Annotated in this window: 19 protein-coding genes; 8 read left to right on the plus strand and 11 right to left on the minus strand. The window is 58.3% G+C overall.

Translation table 11 applies throughout. The features are described 5' to 3' along the window. Positions 1 to 17: 17 nt before the first annotated feature. Together L3J03_05510 and L3J03_05515 are read left to right on the plus strand one after the other, a co-directional pair. On the plus strand, positions 18 to 644 hold the full coding sequence (locus L3J03_05510) for a GDSL-type esterase/lipase family protein (protein ID MCF6290434.1): 627 nt from the start codon (positions 18 to 20) through the stop codon (positions 642 to 644). 127 nt (positions 645 to 771) lie between these two features. Then, the gene (locus tag L3J03_05515; protein MCF6290435.1) at positions 772 to 1,794 is read left to right on the plus strand and encodes a HAMP domain-containing histidine kinase; all 1,023 of its coding nucleotides are present in this window, start codon (positions 772 to 774) and stop codon (positions 1,792 to 1,794) included. A gap of 179 nt (positions 1,795 to 1,973) precedes the next feature. Here L3J03_05515 and L3J03_05520 read toward each other — a convergent pair whose 3' ends face one another. Further along, entirely contained in the window at positions 1,974 to 3,665 is a 1,692-nt protein-coding gene (locus tag L3J03_05520; protein ID MCF6290436.1) for a hypothetical protein, read from the minus strand. A 937-nt stretch (positions 3,666 to 4,602) separates the two neighbouring features. Between L3J03_05520 and L3J03_05525 the strand changes: the two genes are divergently transcribed. Further along, positions 4,603 to 4,887, plus strand: coding sequence for a hypothetical protein (locus tag L3J03_05525; GenBank protein ID MCF6290437.1), 285 nt, complete (start codon positions 4,603 to 4,605; stop codon positions 4,885 to 4,887). Positions 4,888 to 5,307: 420 nt separating this feature from the next. On the opposite strand, the gene L3J03_05530 is transcribed toward L3J03_05525, so the two are convergent. After that, positions 5,308 to 6,069, minus strand: a complete 762-nt coding sequence (locus L3J03_05530; protein ID MCF6290438.1) for a hypothetical protein — start codon at positions 6,067 to 6,069, stop codon at positions 5,308 to 5,310. 30 nt (positions 6,070 to 6,099) lie between these two features. Then, the gene (locus L3J03_05535) at positions 6,100 to 7,521 is read right to left on the minus strand and encodes a mannose-1-phosphate guanylyltransferase/mannose-6-phosphate isomerase (GenBank protein ID MCF6290439.1); all 1,422 of its coding nucleotides are present in this window, start codon (positions 7,519 to 7,521) and stop codon (positions 6,100 to 6,102) included. 188 nt (positions 7,522 to 7,709) lie between these two features. Here L3J03_05535 and L3J03_05540 point away from each other — a divergent pair, with 188 nt between their 5' ends. Then, on the plus strand, positions 7,710 to 8,216 hold the full coding sequence (locus L3J03_05540) for a hypothetical protein (protein MCF6290440.1): 507 nt from the start codon (positions 7,710 to 7,712) through the stop codon (positions 8,214 to 8,216). A gap of 11 nt (positions 8,217 to 8,227) precedes the next feature. Here L3J03_05540 and L3J03_05545 read toward each other — a convergent pair whose 3' ends face one another. Next, positions 8,228 to 9,031, minus strand: a complete 804-nt coding sequence (locus L3J03_05545) for a UPF0280 family protein (protein ID MCF6290441.1) — start codon at positions 9,029 to 9,031, stop codon at positions 8,228 to 8,230. A gap of 33 nt (positions 9,032 to 9,064) precedes the next feature. Here L3J03_05545 and L3J03_05550 point away from each other — a divergent pair, with 33 nt between their 5' ends. Next, on the plus strand, positions 9,065 to 10,417 hold the full coding sequence (locus L3J03_05550; GenBank protein ID MCF6290442.1) for a TIGR04283 family arsenosugar biosynthesis glycosyltransferase: 1,353 nt from the start codon (positions 9,065 to 9,067) through the stop codon (positions 10,415 to 10,417). 178 nt (positions 10,418 to 10,595) lie between these two features. On the opposite strand, the gene L3J03_05555 is transcribed toward L3J03_05550, so the two are convergent. Beyond that, on the minus strand, positions 10,596 to 11,264 hold the full coding sequence (locus L3J03_05555) for a CvpA family protein (protein ID MCF6290443.1): 669 nt from the start codon (positions 11,262 to 11,264) through the stop codon (positions 10,596 to 10,598). A 217-nt stretch (positions 11,265 to 11,481) separates the two neighbouring features. Between L3J03_05555 and L3J03_05560 the strand changes: the two genes are divergently transcribed. From L3J03_05560 to mutM, 3 genes are all read left to right on the plus strand, one after another. Continuing rightward, on the plus strand, positions 11,482 to 12,252 hold the full coding sequence (locus L3J03_05560) for a 4'-phosphopantetheinyl transferase superfamily protein (protein MCF6290444.1): 771 nt from the start codon (positions 11,482 to 11,484) through the stop codon (positions 12,250 to 12,252). Positions 12,253 to 12,315: 63 nt separating this feature from the next. Beyond that, a complete protein-coding gene (locus L3J03_05565) occupies positions 12,316 to 13,002 on the plus strand; it encodes a Crp/Fnr family transcriptional regulator (GenBank protein ID MCF6290445.1) in 687 nt (228 codons plus the stop codon). 8 nt (positions 13,003 to 13,010) lie between these two features. After that, positions 13,011 to 13,838, plus strand: coding sequence for a bifunctional DNA-formamidopyrimidine glycosylase/DNA-(apurinic or apyrimidinic site) lyase (mutM, locus tag L3J03_05570; GenBank protein MCF6290446.1), 828 nt, complete (start codon positions 13,011 to 13,013; stop codon positions 13,836 to 13,838). A gap of 185 nt (positions 13,839 to 14,023) precedes the next feature. On the opposite strand, the gene L3J03_05575 is transcribed toward mutM, so the two are convergent. From L3J03_05575 to bioD, 6 genes are all read right to left on the minus strand, one after another. Continuing rightward, on the minus strand, positions 14,024 to 14,653 hold the full coding sequence (locus tag L3J03_05575) for a molybdenum cofactor guanylyltransferase (protein ID MCF6290447.1): 630 nt from the start codon (positions 14,651 to 14,653) through the stop codon (positions 14,024 to 14,026). Next, positions 14,643 to 15,338: a molybdopterin-guanine dinucleotide biosynthesis protein B gene (mobB, locus tag L3J03_05580; GenBank protein ID MCF6290448.1), complete on the minus strand. Its 696-nt coding sequence runs from the start codon at positions 15,336 to 15,338 to the stop codon at positions 14,643 to 14,645. The genes L3J03_05575 and mobB overlap by 11 nt, the downstream gene beginning before the upstream one ends. A gap of 5 nt (positions 15,339 to 15,343) precedes the next feature. Next, positions 15,344 to 16,012, minus strand: a complete 669-nt coding sequence (locus L3J03_05585; protein ID MCF6290449.1) for a methylenetetrahydrofolate reductase C-terminal domain-containing protein — start codon at positions 16,010 to 16,012, stop codon at positions 15,344 to 15,346. Next, the gene (locus tag L3J03_05590) at positions 16,009 to 16,434 is read right to left on the minus strand and encodes a hydrogenase iron-sulfur subunit (protein ID MCF6290450.1); all 426 of its coding nucleotides are present in this window, start codon (positions 16,432 to 16,434) and stop codon (positions 16,009 to 16,011) included. The genes L3J03_05585 and L3J03_05590 overlap by 4 nt, the downstream gene beginning before the upstream one ends. A 16-nt stretch (positions 16,435 to 16,450) precedes the next feature. Next, a complete protein-coding gene (locus L3J03_05595; GenBank protein ID MCF6290451.1) occupies positions 16,451 to 17,017 on the minus strand; it encodes a 4Fe-4S dicluster domain-containing protein in 567 nt (188 codons plus the stop codon). Between the two features lie 315 nt (positions 17,018 to 17,332). Further along, positions 17,333 to 18,270: dethiobiotin synthase (gene bioD, locus L3J03_05600; protein MCF6290452.1), on the minus strand; the 938-nt coding region annotated here is incomplete at its 5' end.

Genomic DNA, 18,270 nt, shown 5'->3' on the forward strand with positions numbered 1-18,270 from the left:
AGTCAAGGAGATCTCCAGTGACCGGGAAAAAAGCCCTGCTCATCACCGTTGCGTTGCTGCTGTCGGCCGTTGGGATCTACAAGCTCTTTTCAGCCGGCTCCGGCACGGAGATCCGCAATGCCCGCCCGGCCGGCCGGGTGATCGTCTGTTTCGGCGACAGCCTGACCCACGGTACCGGCGCGCCCGAGGGCCGGGACTATCCCGGCCAACTGGCAAAACTGATCAACCGGCCGGTGATCAACGCCGGTATTCCCGGTGACACCACCGCCACCGCCCTGGCCCGGCTGGAACGGGACGTATTAACAAGGAAACCCGGGATCGTGCTCATCACCCTGGGCGGCAATGATCTCAAGAACGGGGCCCTGCGGGGAGCCACTTTTGCCAGGTTGAAAAAGATAGTCACCGCCATCCAGGACCAGGGCGGGCTGGTGGTTGTCGGCGGGATAAGAATCCCCTTCCTTGACCGGGGCTATGGCAGCGGGTACCGGGAACTGGCCCGGGAGGTCGGCGCGGTGCTGGTCCCGGATGTGCTGGACGGGATCATCAACAACCCGAAACTGATGAGCGACCGGATCCATCCCAATGGAGACGGGTATGCAATCATGGCCCGCAGGTTTGCCGAGGCCCTGCAGCCGTTTTTATAACTTCAGGAGACAGCAGACAGCGCTCGTTGCTCAGCGCTGATTCTTCCGTCCTCTGCCCGCGGCCTGGATCTCCATCCCCCGCAGGCAAGATACTCAGTGGCAAGGGTGCCGAGGCCAGGTATATGCCATGATCAGGAGAACGCTCAAAAACCCCATGGTCAGCCATTCGCTGGTCGGTGCTCTGATCGGCTACTTCTTTTTCCACCCGGTCACCATGGTCATCTACCACTTCACCTATTACCGGTCGAAGAACGTTGGAGATGATTTTTGGGACGGCGTCTTCAAGAATATCGTCATGTCTTTTCAACCGGCCATGTTGCCGATGGCCCTGCTTTATACGCTGGTGGGTATGATTATCGGCTTGTTTTACGGCTATTACGCGCAAATCATTTTCAGAAAGAACCAATTGCTCCAAAAAAACGAACAGCAGCTGAGAGAACATTTGCTGCTGATTGAGAAACAGGCGAGCCTGGGCATCATTGCCAGCTCGATCGGCCACGAGATCAACAATATTCTCACCACCGTAATGGGCTATTGCCAGTTGCTGCAGTTCCAGGATGAGATCCCGCAGAAGATTCGCACCGACCTGGATAAAATATTCAAAACCACGAATGACCTGGTGAAGCTGTCCCGGGCCCTGTTGGACCTGGGCCGACCGCGGGACTCCAGGGAGGAAGAGGTTGATCTCTGCGAGGTCCTGGACTCGGTTACCGAAACCATGGTCCTGTGCGGGGTGCTCAAGGGTCTGACCATCACCAGGTCCTATGCTGACTGTCCGTTGGTCATCAAGGGTGACCAGTTCCTGCTGGAACAGGTGGTGCGAAACATCGAGATGAACAGCAGCCAGGCCATGAATGGCCGGGGCGAACTTATCCTGGCCGCCGGCCGGCAGCCGGGGGGCGGGACGGTTTACTTCATGATCAAGGACTCCGGCCCTGGGATCCCGGCGGAAAATCTGTCCCGGATCTTCTCTCCCTTCTTCACCTCCAAGGGGGAGAAAAAGGGCAATGGCCTGGGCCTGAGCATTGTCAAACAGATCATCGACCAACTCGGCGGCACGATCACCGCCAGGAACGGAAAGGAGGGGGGCGCCGAGTTCGAGATTGTCCTGCCGGCAGGTGACAGGAAGTCGCTTCTGGGACCGGGGTAAAAAACAGGGCGGCCGTCCTGGCCCGCCCCAATTCCCGACGCATATATCAGCTGCTCCCGGAAACTCAGTGGGCAGCCGGCTGGAAATCAAGGCCGCCGGGACGGGATGCAATATCATCTCAAGCCGTCACGGATTCAGGAAAAACAACCGCCAGCCTTGAAATCTCCGCAACTCCTTTCTTATTGCCAGAAACAACCACCCATGGTCTTCATGATTATGGCCCGGCCGTCTTTTATCCTCACAATGTCGCTAACCTGGGATGTTTCATTATGTTCCAGGTCCTGGTCCAAAATCTGGCCGGTTATCCTGGAGGTATAGGTAACCTGGAAATCCCCGTTGCCGGCCGGCTTGATCTTGAGATCCTTCAGTTCATATTTGATATTGTCAAAAACAGAAAATGAATTGTCCAGAAGTTCTTCTATATCATCAATGCCGGAGCCGTCAGACGCTGACCAGCCCGGTGATATGAGGCTTAAAAGCGAATTTATATCCTTGTTGGAATAAAAGGACGCGAATTTTTTATAAAGCTCATGAATCAGGGCCATTGCTTGAGCAACCTTTTGTTTCTCAGCGCTTTCAATATAATTCCCCAATTTTTTCTCAAGTCCCAGCAAGCTGTTTATCAAACCCGCGATCCGGGGATCTGTTTTAAAGCCCCGGGCCTCTGATTCCGGGCCGGCCTTGCGCAAGATCTCGTCTTGCCAGGATTTAGCGGAAGCCGGCCCTCCCATCCTGTCAGGCTCTTTTAAAAAACCGGTTATTGACCTTACAGTCAGCTCAAGCCCTTTTATTATGCGGGTGCGGTTCTGTTTATCTGCATGGCGCGTTGATATGGAATTCAATATGCGCATCACCTTCAAATAGGCCTTGGTCACCGGTGTGCCGGGGCCGCCCCATCCTTTCCCCTGGACGGTCCTGTAAAGATTATAGGCTGTTGAGCTGTACTTATTGTATCTGGTGCTGAAATCCCCTGGTTCAAGATTAATCCAGCCGGGTGTAATCTTCTTCAGTTCCGCTGCCATTTCATCGAGCAGGCGAACTTCTTTATAGCCTCCCTTTTTCATTCTTTCAAAAACAGGCAGGACAATTTTCTGGTACTTTGCCAGAAGCCTTTCAACTTTCTTTAAATAAGCCGTGTCAGAAGGTATTGGATCATAAAAATAGGCTGGATCCGGGGGGACCCAGTTGCTTGAAAGACCCGGGGGGAAGGACGGCTTGTTCTTTCTGATCCAATCCCTGGTCACATTCTCGGCAGAGACAAAACCCAACATGGCGGGGGCAACGCTTGCCAGTTTTTTTTCAAGTTGCGCCAGGGCTGATTCCAGGGCTGATTGATCCGAGGCATAGCTGCTGAAGGCCGACTCATAAGCGGACCGCCCGGCACTGGCGTAATTCAACCGCATCCTGCATATTTTCTCGATGGTTTTGAAAAACCCGGGATCTACAAGTCGGGCAAACTTATAATCATATCCAGCCTCCCCCGGCAAAAGCGTAAGCGCATGCTTTTCAAGGACTTCCGGGTTGTTGAGCGTCGGCAGCAGCGCCCTTATTTTGTCCAGGTTCTCCCGGGTTATTCCATTTCCTTCCAAGATATCCCTGACAATGGAGCCTCGCTGTACCACGTTTCCATGGCGAAAAGCATTAAAGGCATCAATCCTGGCCAGAATCGCTTGCCCGGCTTTTTTTGTTATTGAAGGCTCGGCCGCCATTGCCCGGGTTATTTCAGATGCCTTGTCGGCGGCCTCTTGGATCCGGGTCATATACATCGTCATATTTGCCTGTCCAACTTCCCGGTTGGCCTCATAGAGCGTCAGGGCTGTGGAAAGGGTTGCGGACAGACCCCTGGAGACTTCCCAGCCGCTCACATACATCCAGACCTCGATGTTTTGGGAAAGTTCCTTGCCAAAGGCGTCAAGCTCCTGGGCAAGCCCATGAAACCGCTGGTCTGAACTGTTGCAATACTGTTTGATCTCCCGGGCCTTGTCTTCCAGTTTTTTAATCTCTTCAAGCCATTTTGCATAAACTTTGCCCGCGCCGAGAAACGGGGTCCAGGGGAGCCCCTGCATGGCCGAGGCTATCCTGCTCAACCTGGATGACGGCCACCATGCCAGCAAATAAAGGGAGGATCCGCTGTAGGCGTCGAGTTGGCGAATCGTGCTTGTTTCAGTTGTCAAGGCCGAGGTCCCGTGCTTCCAGTCATTGGCCGTGTATCCTATGCGCTGGTCAAGCCATGAATTATATTTTCTTATAAACGCCGCGCATGCTTCCTGCTCCTGTTTTTCCTTTTTATAAAATTCCTTTAACGGCTTAAAAAACTGGCTTTGAATTTTTTTATATTCCCTGGCCCGGGCGGTATCATATTGTGCCCCTGCCGCGGCTAGCCGGGCCATGGCCGCACGATAAACCCGCATCCGGGTTTTAGAATCTGGTATCGAGGGAAGAACGACCCTGGAGGTGTGCAGATAGCTTTTCCATGCCTTTTGATATGCGTCGTCAAAAGGCTTCAGCACCTGGTTATAATGGGCCCAGGCGGAACTGCTTTTTTCTCTTTTTATGGCGCGATAGGAGTCTCCATCAATGGCATTGCTTTTAAGGCTGCTCCACGCGGCCTTTACACCTGAAAAGGCCTGGCCGTACGCTTCGGGCGGGCACGGGCCGGGATAGAAGGTTTCCACTGGTTTTGGCAGCGGCTTGGGCGCACCAGCCTTTTCATATGCCTTGACCAGCCCTATTTGCCGCTCATATGATTTGATGTCAGCACCAAGCCTTGCTGATTCCTGTTCCAGCTGGTCAACATAGGCAAGGGCCATGGCAATCCCGGAATCCATCTCTTTTTTGATATTAAAAAGGGCGCCCAGGGCCGGACCTATTCTTTCAAGTATAAAAGTTGTTCTGCCGGTTATCACCGCGGCGCTGTTTTTCACTGCCTCTGGTGTGGTTTTCCAGCGCGTCAGCCATGAATTTTTTACAAATCCGCGCGAGACAAGCAGGTCAGCCACTTCCTGGTCACTCAACGAGCACACCTTGTCCAACTGTCTTAACGCAGGGGCCATGCTGTTGAAGCTCCTGGAAAGCCTTTCCATTTTTGCCTGAAACGGTGGATTGGGAAGGGCTTCGGATGCACGGTCCTGCAAAAAGGTGGCGGTTGCCACGGCCACGGAACTGCCTGGATTGATTTTCTGAAGGGCCGTGAATCCCACGTTGACAAAGCCCACAAAGGCGTTCCAGGATTGAATCGCATTGAGTTTTTGCCTTTTTCTGACAAGGAGTTTGTAGGCATCAACAACCCCTTGCCGGGCACTGGTAAGACTCTGTGCCTGGGATTTCATGCCTACAAGAACATTGTCAACCTTTTGTTTTTTTTCCGTGGTCTTTGCGATTAACTCCTCAAGCCTTGCTACCTGGTCATATTCGCAGAAGCCTGCTGCCGGAAAAACGGAAACCATAAAAACGCAGGCCAGCAACAATCCGATAAGTTTATATTTTTTATTCACTTGTTAATTGTCCTTTGTTTTATAACTCAGTCATTTTCGCCTGCTGGATTTCAAACTCTGTAAGCACGCTTTTCTCCCGCCATGACAAGGACAGGAACTGCACGGCGCGCACGGTTTTTGAAAGTTTATCCTCAAACCCAAGCAAGGCGTTGCGGGCCGGCTCAATGCTCTTTTCAAGCCAGCCGGCCCTGGTCATGACAATAATGGCTTCCTTTATCGCATTATTGTCTTTGGCCCTTATTTCAGGAAGATCCATGACAGGGCTTTTTTCCTGCTCAAGTCTTTCCAGGACCTGTGCTGATTTCATTCCGACTGTTTTTCCAAAAAGCGCCACAGCCGCGACAGCAGTCTCCATGGCCGATGACAACTCTTTAATATTTTTCAGCAGATCTTCGGGCGGCCCTGCCCCGACCAGCCCATCAATGTTTTTTTTAAAATTATTACAACTGGATATAAAACCGGTGTCATGCGTTTTTGGAATAATTCTGTTTTCCCACTGGTCTTTGGAGAAAACACCTTCAAGCCCGCCCCGGACCTCATTAAGTATGCCCAGCATGGCTGAAGAATCCATTTGCACAAGACTGGCCCTGGAAATAAAGCGGTCCGCAATTTTTATTTTTCCGGCAAGCTCGTCAAGCCGGCCTTGAAGCAGGGCGATTTTTTTATCTTTTCCGGTTTCCGGACTGTTTTTTGACGGGTTGCCAGTCCCTGCCAGGGCGATGCCCCAGAAAAAACAACAGGCGCACAAAACAACCGTTATATAAAGTAGTTTCTGTTTCATTTCCTGCCTCCGGTTTTGTTCCGCCCTCTGTCATCCGTGAGCCGTCTTCTGTCTGCCGTATTCATCATCAAACCGGACAATGTCGTCCTCGCCCAGGTAGCTGCCGTTCTGGACCTCGATCAATTCGAGAACAATGGCGCCCGGATTTTCGAGACGATGCCGGTCCCCGGCCGAGATATAGGTGGACTGATTTTCCTGGAGAAGAAAGCTCTTGTCATTGCAGATCACCCGGGCGGTGCCGTGTACCACCACCCAATGCTCGGAGCGGTGGTGGTGCATCTGCAGGGAGAGCTTGGCCCCGGGATTGACCGTCAGCCGCTTGATCTTGAAGCGGGGCCGCTCCTCAAGGATGGTGTAGCTGCCCCAGGGCCGGTACACGGTCCGGTGCCGCCGGTATTCGTCCTTGTTTTCCGCCTTGAGCCGCGCAACGATCTTTTTCACCTCCTGGGAGCGATCCAGGGGCGCCACCAGGAGCGCGTCCGCGGTTTCCACCACCAGGATCTTTTCCAGGCCCACCGCCGCCACCAGCCGATGTTCGGACCACACCAGGCTGTCATGTACATCCTCGAGCAGCACATCGCCCTGGGCCAGGTTGCCGGCTTGATCCCGCGCCGACACATCCCAGAGGGACTGCCAGCAGCCGATATCGCTCCAGCCGAGGTCCACCGGCACCATTGCCACCCGGCCGGATTTTTCCATCAAGGCGTAATCAATGGAGTCCTCGGGACAGGCCGTCATGGCCGCCCGGTCCAGGCGGAAGAACGATCCGTCCACAGTGCCGCGGTCCACTGACCGCTGCATCGCGGCATGGATCCCGGGAGCATGGGTCTCCATCTCCCGCAGGAAAGAACCGATGGTAAAGGCGAACATCCCGCTGTTCCAGAAATAGTTGCCCTGCTCCAGGTAGCGGATCGCGGTCTCCTTGTCCGGCTTTTCGACAAAGGAGATGACCCCATGGCCCTCGCCCTTTTCCATGTAGCCATACTCGGTCTCCGGCACATGGGGCTTGATTCCAAAGGTCACCAGCCGCCCTTCCCCGGCCAGCCGGGCCGCCTCGCTCACCGCCGCGGCAAAGGCGTCCCGGTTCAGGATCAAGTGATCAGAGGGCAGGACCAGCAACACCGTGTCCGGATCATTGTTGCGCAGGCAGTACTGGGCCGCGGCACAGATCGCCGGGGCCGTGTTGCGGCCCACCGGCTCGAGAATGATCGGCATCGACTCGCTGAAGGCCAGTTCCTCGATCTGGTTCTGCACCAGGAAGCGGTGTTCCTCGCCCACCACCAGCACAGGAGTCATAATCCCCGCCAGCCCCATGACCCGGTTCACGGTTTCCTGGAGCAGTGATTTCTCGTTAACAAGGTTTAATATCTGTTTGGGATACAACTCCCGGGACAGGGGCCAGAGCCGGGAGCCGCTGCCACCGGCCAGGATAACGGGTTGAATAGAGGGCATGAGTCAGTCCTTAAGTTAAGAATAGCACCTGGAACGGAAGAATCTCCATTCCGTCTAATGCCGGCCGAAAAAACCGGCTTTTCCCTTGCCGAACGTTCCGTATCTCACTATAAAAAGACAAAAGAAGCAAGTTGCAAAACTCTTTATAAACAACGATAATGCCTTCCTGGGTGCAATAACAACGAAACATGACCATCTCACAGAAAACAGAACAGGACCAACCCTTTGAAAGCAAACTGCTCGCCACCCTCCGGCAAGGGGTCGATATGGTCAAGATGATCTTTTTCAAGCAGTTGCAGGAACATCTTGCCGCCGGGAACCAGGAGCGGCCGCCGGCCTTTATCAGCCGGCTCAGCGGCGCGGTGGTCAACGAACTCTTCGGCACTCCCCGCCGGGACGAACCCTTTGCATCCTTTGCCAGGGAGCATCAACAACAGATCAAAGAGGAACTCAAGGCCGTTGCCGACAACTTCGCCTCCCTGCGCATCCCCTTGACCGATGCCCTGCGAATGCAGTGTCTCTGTGACCACCAGCAGGGGGTTGACAGCACGGAGGTCCTCAAAAAAGCCGCCCGCTTCGGAGTCCTGCTCAAGGAACGGCACCTGCCCCTGCCCAACAGCTTCCTTGATCTGGTCCGCCGGCTGGGCGTCTCCTATAATCTGCTGCACCCCCGGGAGGAGAAGCCGGCTTCCTGAGGCACCCTCACTCAATCGAGCCGGACCAGGTCCATCCCTCCCCAGGCCCCCAGTTGACTGCCCATGATAATCACCACCCCGAGAATCCCGGGAATGGTCCTGGCAACCTCCAGGGCCCGGTTGATCGAGTCCTTGTCGATCACCTCGTTGCCCAGCCGGGTGGCTGCCGCATCGGCCAGCGGGGTGGAGCGGGACAGCACGGTCACCGAATCGGCCCGGCCCAGGGAAAGGGAATGGCCCACCGATGCCGACGAGGTACAGATCCCCAGGGGCATCCTCCCGGCCGGGATCTTCACCCCCACCCGCTGGTTCAAGGGCGAATCCCCGGCAAAGATAGCAGCCGTGCAGTCCTTGTTGCGCAGAACGAAGATATCGCCGCCGTTCTCCACCATTATCTCACTGCTTCCGGCGGCCAGCAGGTCCTGGCCGACGAACTGGGCCATTGCCCCGGCCACCGCGGCCATGGGACCGACACCGGCGGTCAGGCCGGCGGCCAGCATCTGTTTGACAATGGGCGGGGCCAGGGGATCAGCGGGCAGGGGTCGCAGGGATTTTAAAAATCCGGGATTACGGACAATATAATTCTCCAACTGGGCGCGGTAACGGTAAACACCCTCCCGGGCCGGACCGGTCACCTCGCCAGGGGCCAGGATATGGAGATCGGTCTCAGCCACCATGACCCGGGAGGAGACCAGCCCGTTGGTTTCCACCAGGGCGCGATAGGTCCGCTCCCGAAAGGCAAGGGGAGATTTTTTCTTTTTTCGTTTTGCGGAAGCGGCTACCATGGTTTTTGTAATATAACAGAACCCGGGCAACTCATCACCAGGCAGGAATCATAAGGGGAAACTGTGATCACGGGTGCCGGTAAAATAACAGCTCCTGCAAAAGCCGTTGCCGAACGGATCATCCTCTTTACCCGCTATCCCGAACCGGGCCGGGCCAAGACCCGGCTGATTCCGCTGCTGGGCGCAAAAGGGGCCGCCGCCCTCCAGCAGCGGATGACCGAACAGACCCTGGACCGGATCAAACTCCTGGCCGAGACCAGAACCCTGGCCGCGGAGATCCGCTACCAGGGCGGCGACCGGGCCCGGATGAAGGAGTGGCTCGGGAATGATTATCCCTGTCTGGAGCAGGGCACCGGAGATCTGGGCGAAAAGATGGCCCGGGCATTTGGTGCGGCCTTTGGGGCGGGCGCCGGGCGGGTACTGGTGGTGGGCAGCGACTGCCCCGGGCTCAGCAGGGCGATCATGGCCGCCGCACTGGAGCGCCTCAAAGAGGTCGATCTGGTCATCGGCCCGGCCCGGGACGGGGGCTATTACTGTATCGGCATGGGCCGGAGACTGCCGGAGCTGTTTATTGATATGCCCTGGGGTACCGGCGCGGTGCTTGCCCTGACCCAAGCCCGGGCGAGAAAGCAGGGATTGACAATGCATCTGCTGGAACCGCTCCAGGACATGGACCGGCCGGAGGATCTGGCAGAGCTGAAGAATCATCCCCTGGCCCGCCCGCTGTCCGATCCCGGGCTGTCGATCATCATCCCCGCCTTGAACGAGGAAAAACTCCTGCCCGCCACCCTGGCCCGTATTCAAAACGAAAAGGGGCTGGAGATCATCGTGGTGGACGGCCACAGCAGCGACCGGACCAGGGAGATCGCCGTTGCGGCCGGGGCTCGGGTGATAACCAGCCAACCGGGCCGGGCCGGGCAGATGAACACCGGCGCGGCCGCGGCCCAAGGCGAGATCCTTCTCTTTCTCCACAGCGACACCCTGTTGCCGGCCGGGTTTTCCGAACAGGTATGCCGGGTCGCCGCCAACCCGGACACCGCGGCCGGGGCCTTCCGGCTGCTCATTGACGGGCCGGGCCCGGGCTTTCGCCTGCTTGAGCGGTTGATCAACCTCCGTTCCGGACTCCTGCAATTCCCCTACGGCGATCAGGCCCTGTTTCTCCGGCGCGCGGTATTTGAACAGGAAGGCGGGTTCCCGGACCTGGAACTGATGGAGGATTTCGAACTGGTACGACGGCTGCGGCGCCGGGGCAAGATCGCCCTCCTGCCGATCCGGGCCGTAACCTCGGCCCGGCGCTGGCAACGGCTGGGGATCGTCCGCACCACCCTGCGTAATCAACTGATCATTGCCGGCCATCTGCTCGGGCTGTCGTCCGGGCGACTGGGCCGCTGGTATCAGAAGACAGATGACAGATGACAGGGGACAGGGGACAGGGGACAGGGGACAGGGGACAGGGGATATTATATTCCGGGCCATGATCACTGCCCCATGTTTTTTTCCGTCCACTGCCCACTGTCCACTGTTCTTGGTGCTTGGTGCTTGGTTCACTGCCCACTGTCTTCCGTCTTCCGTCTTCCGTCTTCTGTCCCCTGATTCACAGCATCAGCCCTTTGTTTTCCTGTGGCATCGACGGTTCCTCGCGGGCCGGAGGCACCGGGACAAGCTGCTCCACCGGCGGCAGATCTTCGTCCCGGGAAGGCGGAGTTCCGGGCTGCGCCGCCGGTGGGACGGAATCCAAAGGGATTGCCGGTTTCCTGGGCAGAAAAAACTCACCCAGTTCCGGATCCTGGACCAGGTCCAGGATCATCCTGGAACTGGCGGTCAACAGCGGAAAGCTGACCGAACGGCGCAGAAAATTATTGGTGCCGGAAACAAAGGCGGCCAGGGCCATGAAGATGAGGCAGCTCACAAAAAAACCCTTGCCCAGACCGAAAACTCCGCCCAGCAACCGATCAAACCAGGTAAGCAGGGTCAGGGTCATCACCTTTTTGAGCAGCAACCCGAGCAACACCCCGCCCACATAGATGAGGAGCAGGATGATGAGATAGGTGAGCACAAAGGCGAACTGGCGACTGTCGAGAAAGGGCAGGACCAAGTCATAGATTTCCCGGTGATAGCGGCCGGCGAGATAGAATCCAAGGAACAGGGCGGCAATGGTGGCAAGCTGCCGGACAAACCCCACCCAGACCCCCCGCACCAGGAAGATAAGACAGATGAGAGCCACAAGAATATCGAACAGGGTAATCTGGTCAACCCAGGCCATGGGCAACTACCTCCCGCGGGTTAGCCGGTGCCCGTCCGGACACCGGCTGATTAAAAAACAGTGCTTCTAGATTCCAGCCCCAGCTTCGCCGGATTAAAGAGAATTGGCAAGAAAATTTCTTCCGGCAGGGGCTGACCCGGGTTATGGTGCAAGCAGTCAGCTCATTTTGACCGGAGATCAGGCACAGCGAACCGCCCGCCACAAGCCGAAAAAAAACATGGACCCTGCCGTTATCAGCTTCACGAATACCGGGCTGGGTGTCAAGCCCGCCGCCGGCCAGGGTGAAGCGGTCCTGACCCTCCTGCCCCTGGAACGACTGGCCTCCTCCCTGGCCGACCATGGCCAGGCGGCCCTGACGGACCGTTATCTCCTGCCTCTGGAACAGGAGCGCTATTGCGCCTTTTCCCATGCCAAACGAAAACTGGAATGGCTGGGCGGCCGGATCGCGGCCAAACAGGCGGTGCACATACTCCGGCCCGGTCCAGGCCGGCGGGACCGGCAGATCATCGCCGATCGCCATGGCCGGCCGTTTTTCAGTGACCGGGCGGGTAATATTCTGGAGACACCAACTCTTTCCATCTCCCACAGCCACGGGCTGGCCGCGGCCCTGGCCGTGGAATCCGGTTCCTGCGGCCTTGATATCCAGAAGATCGTGGCCACCATCCACCGGGTCAGGCAACGGTTTACCAGCCCGCCGGAAATGACCCTCATCCGCCGGGCAGAAAAAAAACTTACCAAAGAGGCAGGGCTGACCATCATCTGGGCCGCCAAGGAGGCCCTGCGCAAGGCGGCCGGGATCACGCCCCTGCCCGGTTTTCTCGAACTGCGCCTGACCGCGGCCGCACCGTTGCCGACCTCGGAACTTCTCAACCCGGCCCTGGCCCTTGATTTCCAGGCCCCCCCGGACCAGGGGTCCCCGGATTCCCCGGCCCGGGTGACGGCCGGTCTGTACCATGATTTTGCCGTGGCCTTCACCTTCGCGTCATGATACAATTGCGCCTGCGGTCCACCCCTGCCCTCTTCCCATTCGCCCTTAACCTGTAAAAACACCATGGAAATCATCCAGCACCTCAACGCCATCAGCCTGTTCAACGGCCTGACCAAAGACCAGTACAATGACCTGGCCATGATCCTGACCGACCAGGAATTCAACCGCGGTCAGACCATCTTCAACGAGGGCGATGACGGGGTGGGCTTTTACGTGATCGTCACCGGCCGGGTGAAGATCTACAAGGTATCGCCGGACGGCAAGGAACAGATCCTCCACATCCTCGGCCCGGGCGACCCCTTTGCCGAGGTGGCGGTGTTCAGCAGCAACCGCTATCCGGCCCATGCCGAGGCCCTGCGGAAAAGCCGGCTCCTGTTTTTTCCCAAGGACTCCTTTCTCAAGCTGGTCAGGGACACCCCCTCCCTGTCCCTGAACATGCTCGCCTCCATGTCCATGCGGTTGAAACGCTTCTCGCACATGATCGAGGCCCTGTCACTCAAGGAGGTCCCGGGCCGGCTGGCCGCCCATATCCTCTACCTGCGGGAAAAACGGCAAGGCGCGCCCGAGGTTGAACTGGACATGGCCAAGGCCCAGCTCGCCAGCCTGCTGGGTACAATCCCGGAGACCCTTTCCCGGATCCTGGCCAAGATGAGCAAGCAGGAATTGATCCGCATCAACGGCCCGAAAATCACCATCCTCGATCCGGAAGGACTGGCCGCTCTGGCCGAGGGCGAGACCCGGCTTTCCTGAGACCGACCATGCCGGAACTCCCTGAAGTCGAAGTCACCCGCCTGGGCCTTGCCCCCCTGCTGCCCGGCCGCCGGGTGATGCGCATATATTCGTCCGACAAAGAGCTGCGGTTGCCCCTGCCCGGAAAACTCCTGCGCCAATGGATCATGCACGCCGTTGTCCGCCGGGTGGACCGGCGGGCCAAGTACCTTCTCATCCGGATGGACAATGGCGCGGTGCTGGTCGTCCATCTGGGGATGAGCGGCCGGTTGGCCCTGATGCCGGCGAACGCCCCTCGTGCCAAGCACGATCATTTCCGGTTAGGCCTGGACAACGGCCGGGAACTGCGTTTCAACGACAGCCGCCGCTTCGGCGCAATCCAGGTGCTGCCGCCGGGCCGGAAACACGAAAAAGATTTTTTCAAAAACCACGGGCCAGAGCCCCTGGGGCGTTCTTTTACCGCCGGGTATATGCTAGAACGAGCCAGCATCCGGAAACAACCGGTGAAGCTTTTTCTCATGGACGGCCGGGTGGTGGCCGGGATCGGCAACATCTATGCCAATGAGATTCTTTTTGCCGCCGGGATCCGGCCGGATACCCCGGCCGGAAAACTGAACGAAAAACAATGGCAGGCCGTGGTCCGCCATTGCCGGAGGATCCTCCGGCTGGCCATCAGAAGCGGCGGCACCACCATCAGTGATTTTCTGAACGCCAGCGGCGAGAGCGGTTATTTCCAGCTCGACCTGCGGATCTACGGCCGCGCCGGCCAGCCCTGCCGGATTTGCGCCACCCCGGTGATCAGGACCGTACTCGGCGGCCGGGCCACCTATTACTGCCCGACCTGCCAGAAATCGTAATCAGCAGGGACCAGCCACCTTGTGTCTGTCCAGAAATGAGCAATTTCGTTCAAGATCAAGGATCGCGAAAAAAATAAGCACAGGCATATATGTGATATCGGAGTCTCGTAACCTCGCTTACCTCCGAGCATTATTTTTTGAGCATGACGCCGAGATTGGGCGAAAGGGCCATTTCTGGACGGACACTACCTTGTTTTTTTATCCGGACCCGGTCCCTGGACCGCATCCAGTTCCCCGGGATAATTCAGATTGACAAAGGATTTGAGATCCGGGACCACGCTGAGCAGCTCCGCCTCGGCAACCCAGCGGACCTGTATCCGGGCCAGGGCATCCGCAACGCTGCCCAGGTCACGGCCGAGCCGATGGGCGAACAGGCCGGCGGCATCACGGTGATAGACCGCGCAGAGCGGCTCCGGGCCGCGGGACAGCCGGGGGACAACCGCCAGTGAGTCGGATTCACGGCTGAGTTTGCAGAGATAACGGACAAGTTCCGGGGCCAGGAAGGGCATATCGCAGGCCGCGATAAAAACACGCTCCTCGCCACTGGCCTCTAAGGCCGCGTGGATACCGGCCAGGGGCCCTTTATCTGGAAAAACATCGTTGATCATCGGCAGGTCGAGGAATCGATACTGACCAGGGGTATCGGTCACCACCAGGCAGGAGGGAAAAAGCGGGCAGAGGGTCGCGGCCACCTGCTCGATCAGCGGCCGGCCGGATAATTCGGCCAGGGCCTTGTTGCGGCCGAAACGGGAACTGCGGCCGCCGGCAAGAATGACCCCGGTCACCCCGGGAATGGATTCAAGGTCAGCACCCATCGGCCTTCCCTTTCCGGCTGCGGATCATCACAAAGATCTCCTCCGAATCCTGATCCGGAGCGATGGCTGCCGGCAAGGAGGCCAGGGTATCAAGAATACGGGATCGGTCAACAGCGCTCAGGGTAATAGGGACGCCGTCCTTCAGGAGGGATATCTCTGGGCCGGAAGCATCCGGCTGGCTGGAGGGCAGAAAGGTCTTGATGAGAAAATCGGCAATGCCGGCAATATCGTCCAGGTCAAACCAGGGCAGGTCCCGGCCCGGGTCCAGGTCGCTGACCGTGGCGATCAAGGTGTTATCCACCGGTTCAGGGAACGGCCGGTGGCGGAGATCGTTGCGGCACACCGCGATCTTGGCGGTATCCCCCTGTTTGTACCCCTCGGCAAGTACCAGGTCGACATCAAAAAAATACCGGCAGAGCAACTCCGTAAGGGTCGCGTCCTGCCGGCAATCCTTGACCATGCCCAGGCCCACGGGCGAGGAAAGAACAACGGTCCGGGCCCCGGCCTGTTTATGACGCCAGCTGTCCTTGCCCGGCACATCCATGGAGAACGGCCCGTGCACATGGTGTTTGACAACGCCGATCCGGTATCCCCGCCCGCTGAGCAGTTGGATCAGTTTTTCCAGCAGGGTGGTCTTGCCGCAGTCGGATCTGCCGAAAAAGGCAACCACCGGCACCACCGCCACCCCTCCTAAACGGTCAGGTCGTTGCGCACGACCTTGCGCGGCCCGCCGTGACCGGCCGGCCGCCAGTCGCGGATCGGGGCGACCCGGAGCATCTGCTCCTTGCTGTCCAGACTCTCCAGCCGGTCATGGATCAGCTGCCAGACACAGGCCACCTGGGGATTGATCTCGCATTTGCCGTCCTGGGAACCGCCGCAGGGCCCGTTCAGCAGACTCTTGGCGCAGCGGGCCACCGGACAGAGACCGCCGGTGAGATGGAGGATGCAGTCGCCGCAACCAGCGCATTGCTCGGTCCATTCCCCCTGCACGACAGAGCCGCCGAAAAAGCTGGTGTTCACCGCTGGAAAGACCCTGGTGGAGGAACGCAGGTTGGCGATGAAGTTGACCCCGACCCCGCAGGCCATGGAGACCACCGCATCATACTGGCCCTCCCACTGGTCCATGCTGTTGATATATTCCTTGTCGCATTGCCGGACCAGGGTGGCCCCGGCAACCTCCACCGGATTGCCTTCCTTTTTCCGGCCCAGCCGGATGAGCGAGGCAAGAATCTCAACCTCCCGCTCACCGCCGGCCGAACAGACGGTCACACACCCTCTACAGCCCAGGACCAGAATTTTCTTGGCATCCCGGACCATGTCCAGAATCTCGGCAACGGGTTTCCTCTCGGCAATAATCATCTGCTCTCTCCATTAAACGGACAAGGCCCCAGGGCCCTGGTCATTGTATCCATCTCCCGGGCCGCGGCCACGAACTCGGGGTGCAGCCCCCTTTCCAGGTGATACATCCGCACCCGTTCGGGTTCCACCGCCAGTTCGGCCAGGGCCTTCTTGACCGCGCCCACCCGCTTGGCGGCCCGCTGGCTGCCCTTGACATTATGACAGCCGTCCGGTGGGCAGCCGACCACATAAACCGCATCCGCGCCCTGCTCAAAGGCGGCGAGCAGGGTGCTCACCTGGAGCTTGCCGGTACAGGTCAGCCGGTCCAGGACCACGTTTCCGGGAAAACCGGCCTGCTTCAGCCCCTCGCCATGGTCGGAACTTGCCTGCTGGGAGGTGTAATGACAACAAAACGCCCTGATATTCGGATTAAAATCGCTCATCTGTCTCTCCTGTCGATCACCGGCCGCTGCCGCAAACGGCGATCAACCGCTCATCTTCGGATTGGTTCAAGGAAATGGCCTGGGCCGGACACTCGGCCACGCAGATGCCGCAGGCCTTGCATTGCCGGGCATCGATGTTGGCCTGCCCGGCCCGGTCAATCACCGGGATCTCCCAGGGGCACACCCGGACGCAGGTCAGACAGGAAACGCAGAGGTCCGGTTCCACCCAGGCGGCCTTGCCCTTGTCGCGCAGATCCTGCTCGGACAGGTAGCCCTGGTCCAGGGCCATCTGCCGCAGGGCGCTGCTGATCTCGGCAAAACGGACATCCTGGGGGCAGACAAAGACGCAGCTTTTGCAGCTTGAGCAGTAGAGAAGCAGGTCAGAGCCCAGCAGCCGCTCTTTCAGGCCCATCCTGACCATGTGGATAATTTTGCGGGGATCGAACTCGGGGATGGCCTGACTGACCGGACAGATGCCGCTGCAGGCGCCGCATGAAAAACAGCGGTTCAGGTGTTGCCCGCCCGGGGCCGCAATAACCTCGGCGCTGAACTCAGGCGTAATTTCCTTATTGGTGACAGCCATGGGAACCCTCTCTCATAAATAATCCAAGCCGCCCGCAGGAACAAAGACCTGCCAACGGCTTGCCTGGACATGAACCATGCCGGAACTTTAAAGAAAAACTTCTTCCGCAAAACCGGCAAACTTAAAAACGCTTCTCTCATCTACACGGACAAGAAAGAGCCGAGAATGTTACCCAAAGCAAGACGCTTTGTCAATATGGGCAACCGGTCGTTTGGCGGTATAATTATATAGAAGAGGTGCCAGGTGGTCGGAAAAAAACAACAACACCGATCAGAGGCAAGAGGTTTCCCTGAAACCTGAAACCAGATCATACCATCATTTGTCGGGCATCACCGCGCCGTTGGCAAGCAGGGCCGCACCCACCGGCTCGAATTCCCGCCGGGCCGCGTCACCCGCCACCCGCCGCAGACGACCGAAAACCTCGACCCGGCCCAGTTCAGCCACGGTATGGATATTATCCCGGATCAGCAACTCGTCCTCCGGCCCCGGGCCATCGGAGAAAACAACCCCGGCCACCGGAATCTCCCGGGCCCGCAACGCCTCCAGGGTAAGCAGGCTATGGTTCAAGGTGCCGAGCCCGCTTGCAGCCACCACCAGAACCGGAATCCGTAACAAGGCCACCAGATCGATCAACAATAACTCCCGGGTCAAGGGCACCAGGAGGCCGCCCACCCCCTCGACCAGAAGGAACCGGTGCCGTTGCCGCAGCTTCCGGTAACTCTCGACAATGACCGCCGGGTCCACCCGGCGGCCCTCCCGCTCCGCTGCCAGGTGCGGCGAGGCAGGGAAAAGGAACCGGTATGGAACCTGGAGATCCAGGAGAGCCGGGTCAGGGGCCAACCCCGCGGCCCGCAGGCAGTATTCAAGGTCCGCGGGTCGCCCCTGTTCACCGGTACTCACCCATTTCTGGTACCCGGCATCGACCCCGTTACGGAGCAGAAAATCGAGCAACCGCGCACAGACAAAGGTCTTGCCAACCGAGGTGCCGGTGCCGCAGACAAAAAGCACACCCCTTTCCCGATCCCCGCAGGAACCGGGGTTGCGGCCTTCCGCCGATAAATCCGGATTCATGTCCACTTCCTCTCCGCCTCTTCTTTGTTTGTCGGTCTCGCAACAACCCGCTCGACGTAAACATTCAGTAAACCCCCTCCTGTCGGGAAAGGGGTCTTCTTCTACCAACGGCCGCTCCATTGAGAAGGGCCGGCTGTTCATAAACAGGCTATCAAGCAGGAACTCGCTTCGCCGCGGCGGCG

It is taken from the genome of Desulfobacterales bacterium, assembly GCA_021647905.1.
Classification (GTDB): domain Bacteria; phylum Desulfobacterota; class Desulfobulbia; order Desulfobulbales; family BM004; genus JAKITW01.

Excerpts from the sequence above, each read along its gene's own strand:
- L3J03_05585 (MCF6290449.1), bottom strand. The coding sequence starts at position 16,012 with ATGATTATTGCCGAGAGGAAACCCGTTGCCGAGATTCTGGACATGGTC.
- mutM (MCF6290446.1), top strand. The coding sequence starts at position 13,011 with ATGCCGGAACTCCCTGAAGTCGAAGTCACCCGCCTGGGCCTTGCCCCC.
- L3J03_05515 (MCF6290435.1), top strand. The coding sequence starts at position 772 with ATGATCAGGAGAACGCTCAAAAACCCCATGGTCAGCCATTCGCTGGTC.
- L3J03_05590 (MCF6290450.1), bottom strand. The coding sequence starts at position 16,434 with ATGAGCGATTTTAATCCGAATATCAGGGCGTTTTGTTGTCATTACACC.
- L3J03_05595 (MCF6290451.1), bottom strand. The coding sequence starts at position 17,017 with ATGGCTGTCACCAATAAGGAAATTACGCCTGAGTTCAGCGCCGAGGTT.
- L3J03_05560 (MCF6290444.1), top strand. The coding sequence starts at position 11,482 with ATGGACCCTGCCGTTATCAGCTTCACGAATACCGGGCTGGGTGTCAAG.
- L3J03_05525 (MCF6290437.1), top strand. The coding sequence starts at position 4,603 with ATGGCAATCCCGGAATCCATCTCTTTTTTGATATTAAAAAGGGCGCCC.
- L3J03_05520 (MCF6290436.1), bottom strand. The coding sequence starts at position 3,665 with ATGTATGTGAGCGGCTGGGAAGTCTCCAGGGGTCTGTCCGCAACCCTT.
- L3J03_05555 (MCF6290443.1), bottom strand. The coding sequence starts at position 11,264 with ATGGCCTGGGTTGACCAGATTACCCTGTTCGATATTCTTGTGGCTCTC.
- L3J03_05540 (MCF6290440.1), top strand. The coding sequence starts at position 7,710 with ATGACCATCTCACAGAAAACAGAACAGGACCAACCCTTTGAAAGCAAA.
- L3J03_05535 (MCF6290439.1), bottom strand. The coding sequence starts at position 7,521 with ATGCCCTCTATTCAACCCGTTATCCTGGCCGGTGGCAGCGGCTCCCGG.
- L3J03_05575 (MCF6290447.1), bottom strand. The coding sequence starts at position 14,653 with ATGGGTGCTGACCTTGAATCCATTCCCGGGGTGACCGGGGTCATTCTT.
- L3J03_05530 (MCF6290438.1), bottom strand. The coding sequence starts at position 6,069 with ATGAAACAGAAACTACTTTATATAACGGTTGTTTTGTGCGCCTGTTGT.
- L3J03_05565 (MCF6290445.1), top strand. The coding sequence starts at position 12,316 with ATGGAAATCATCCAGCACCTCAACGCCATCAGCCTGTTCAACGGCCTG.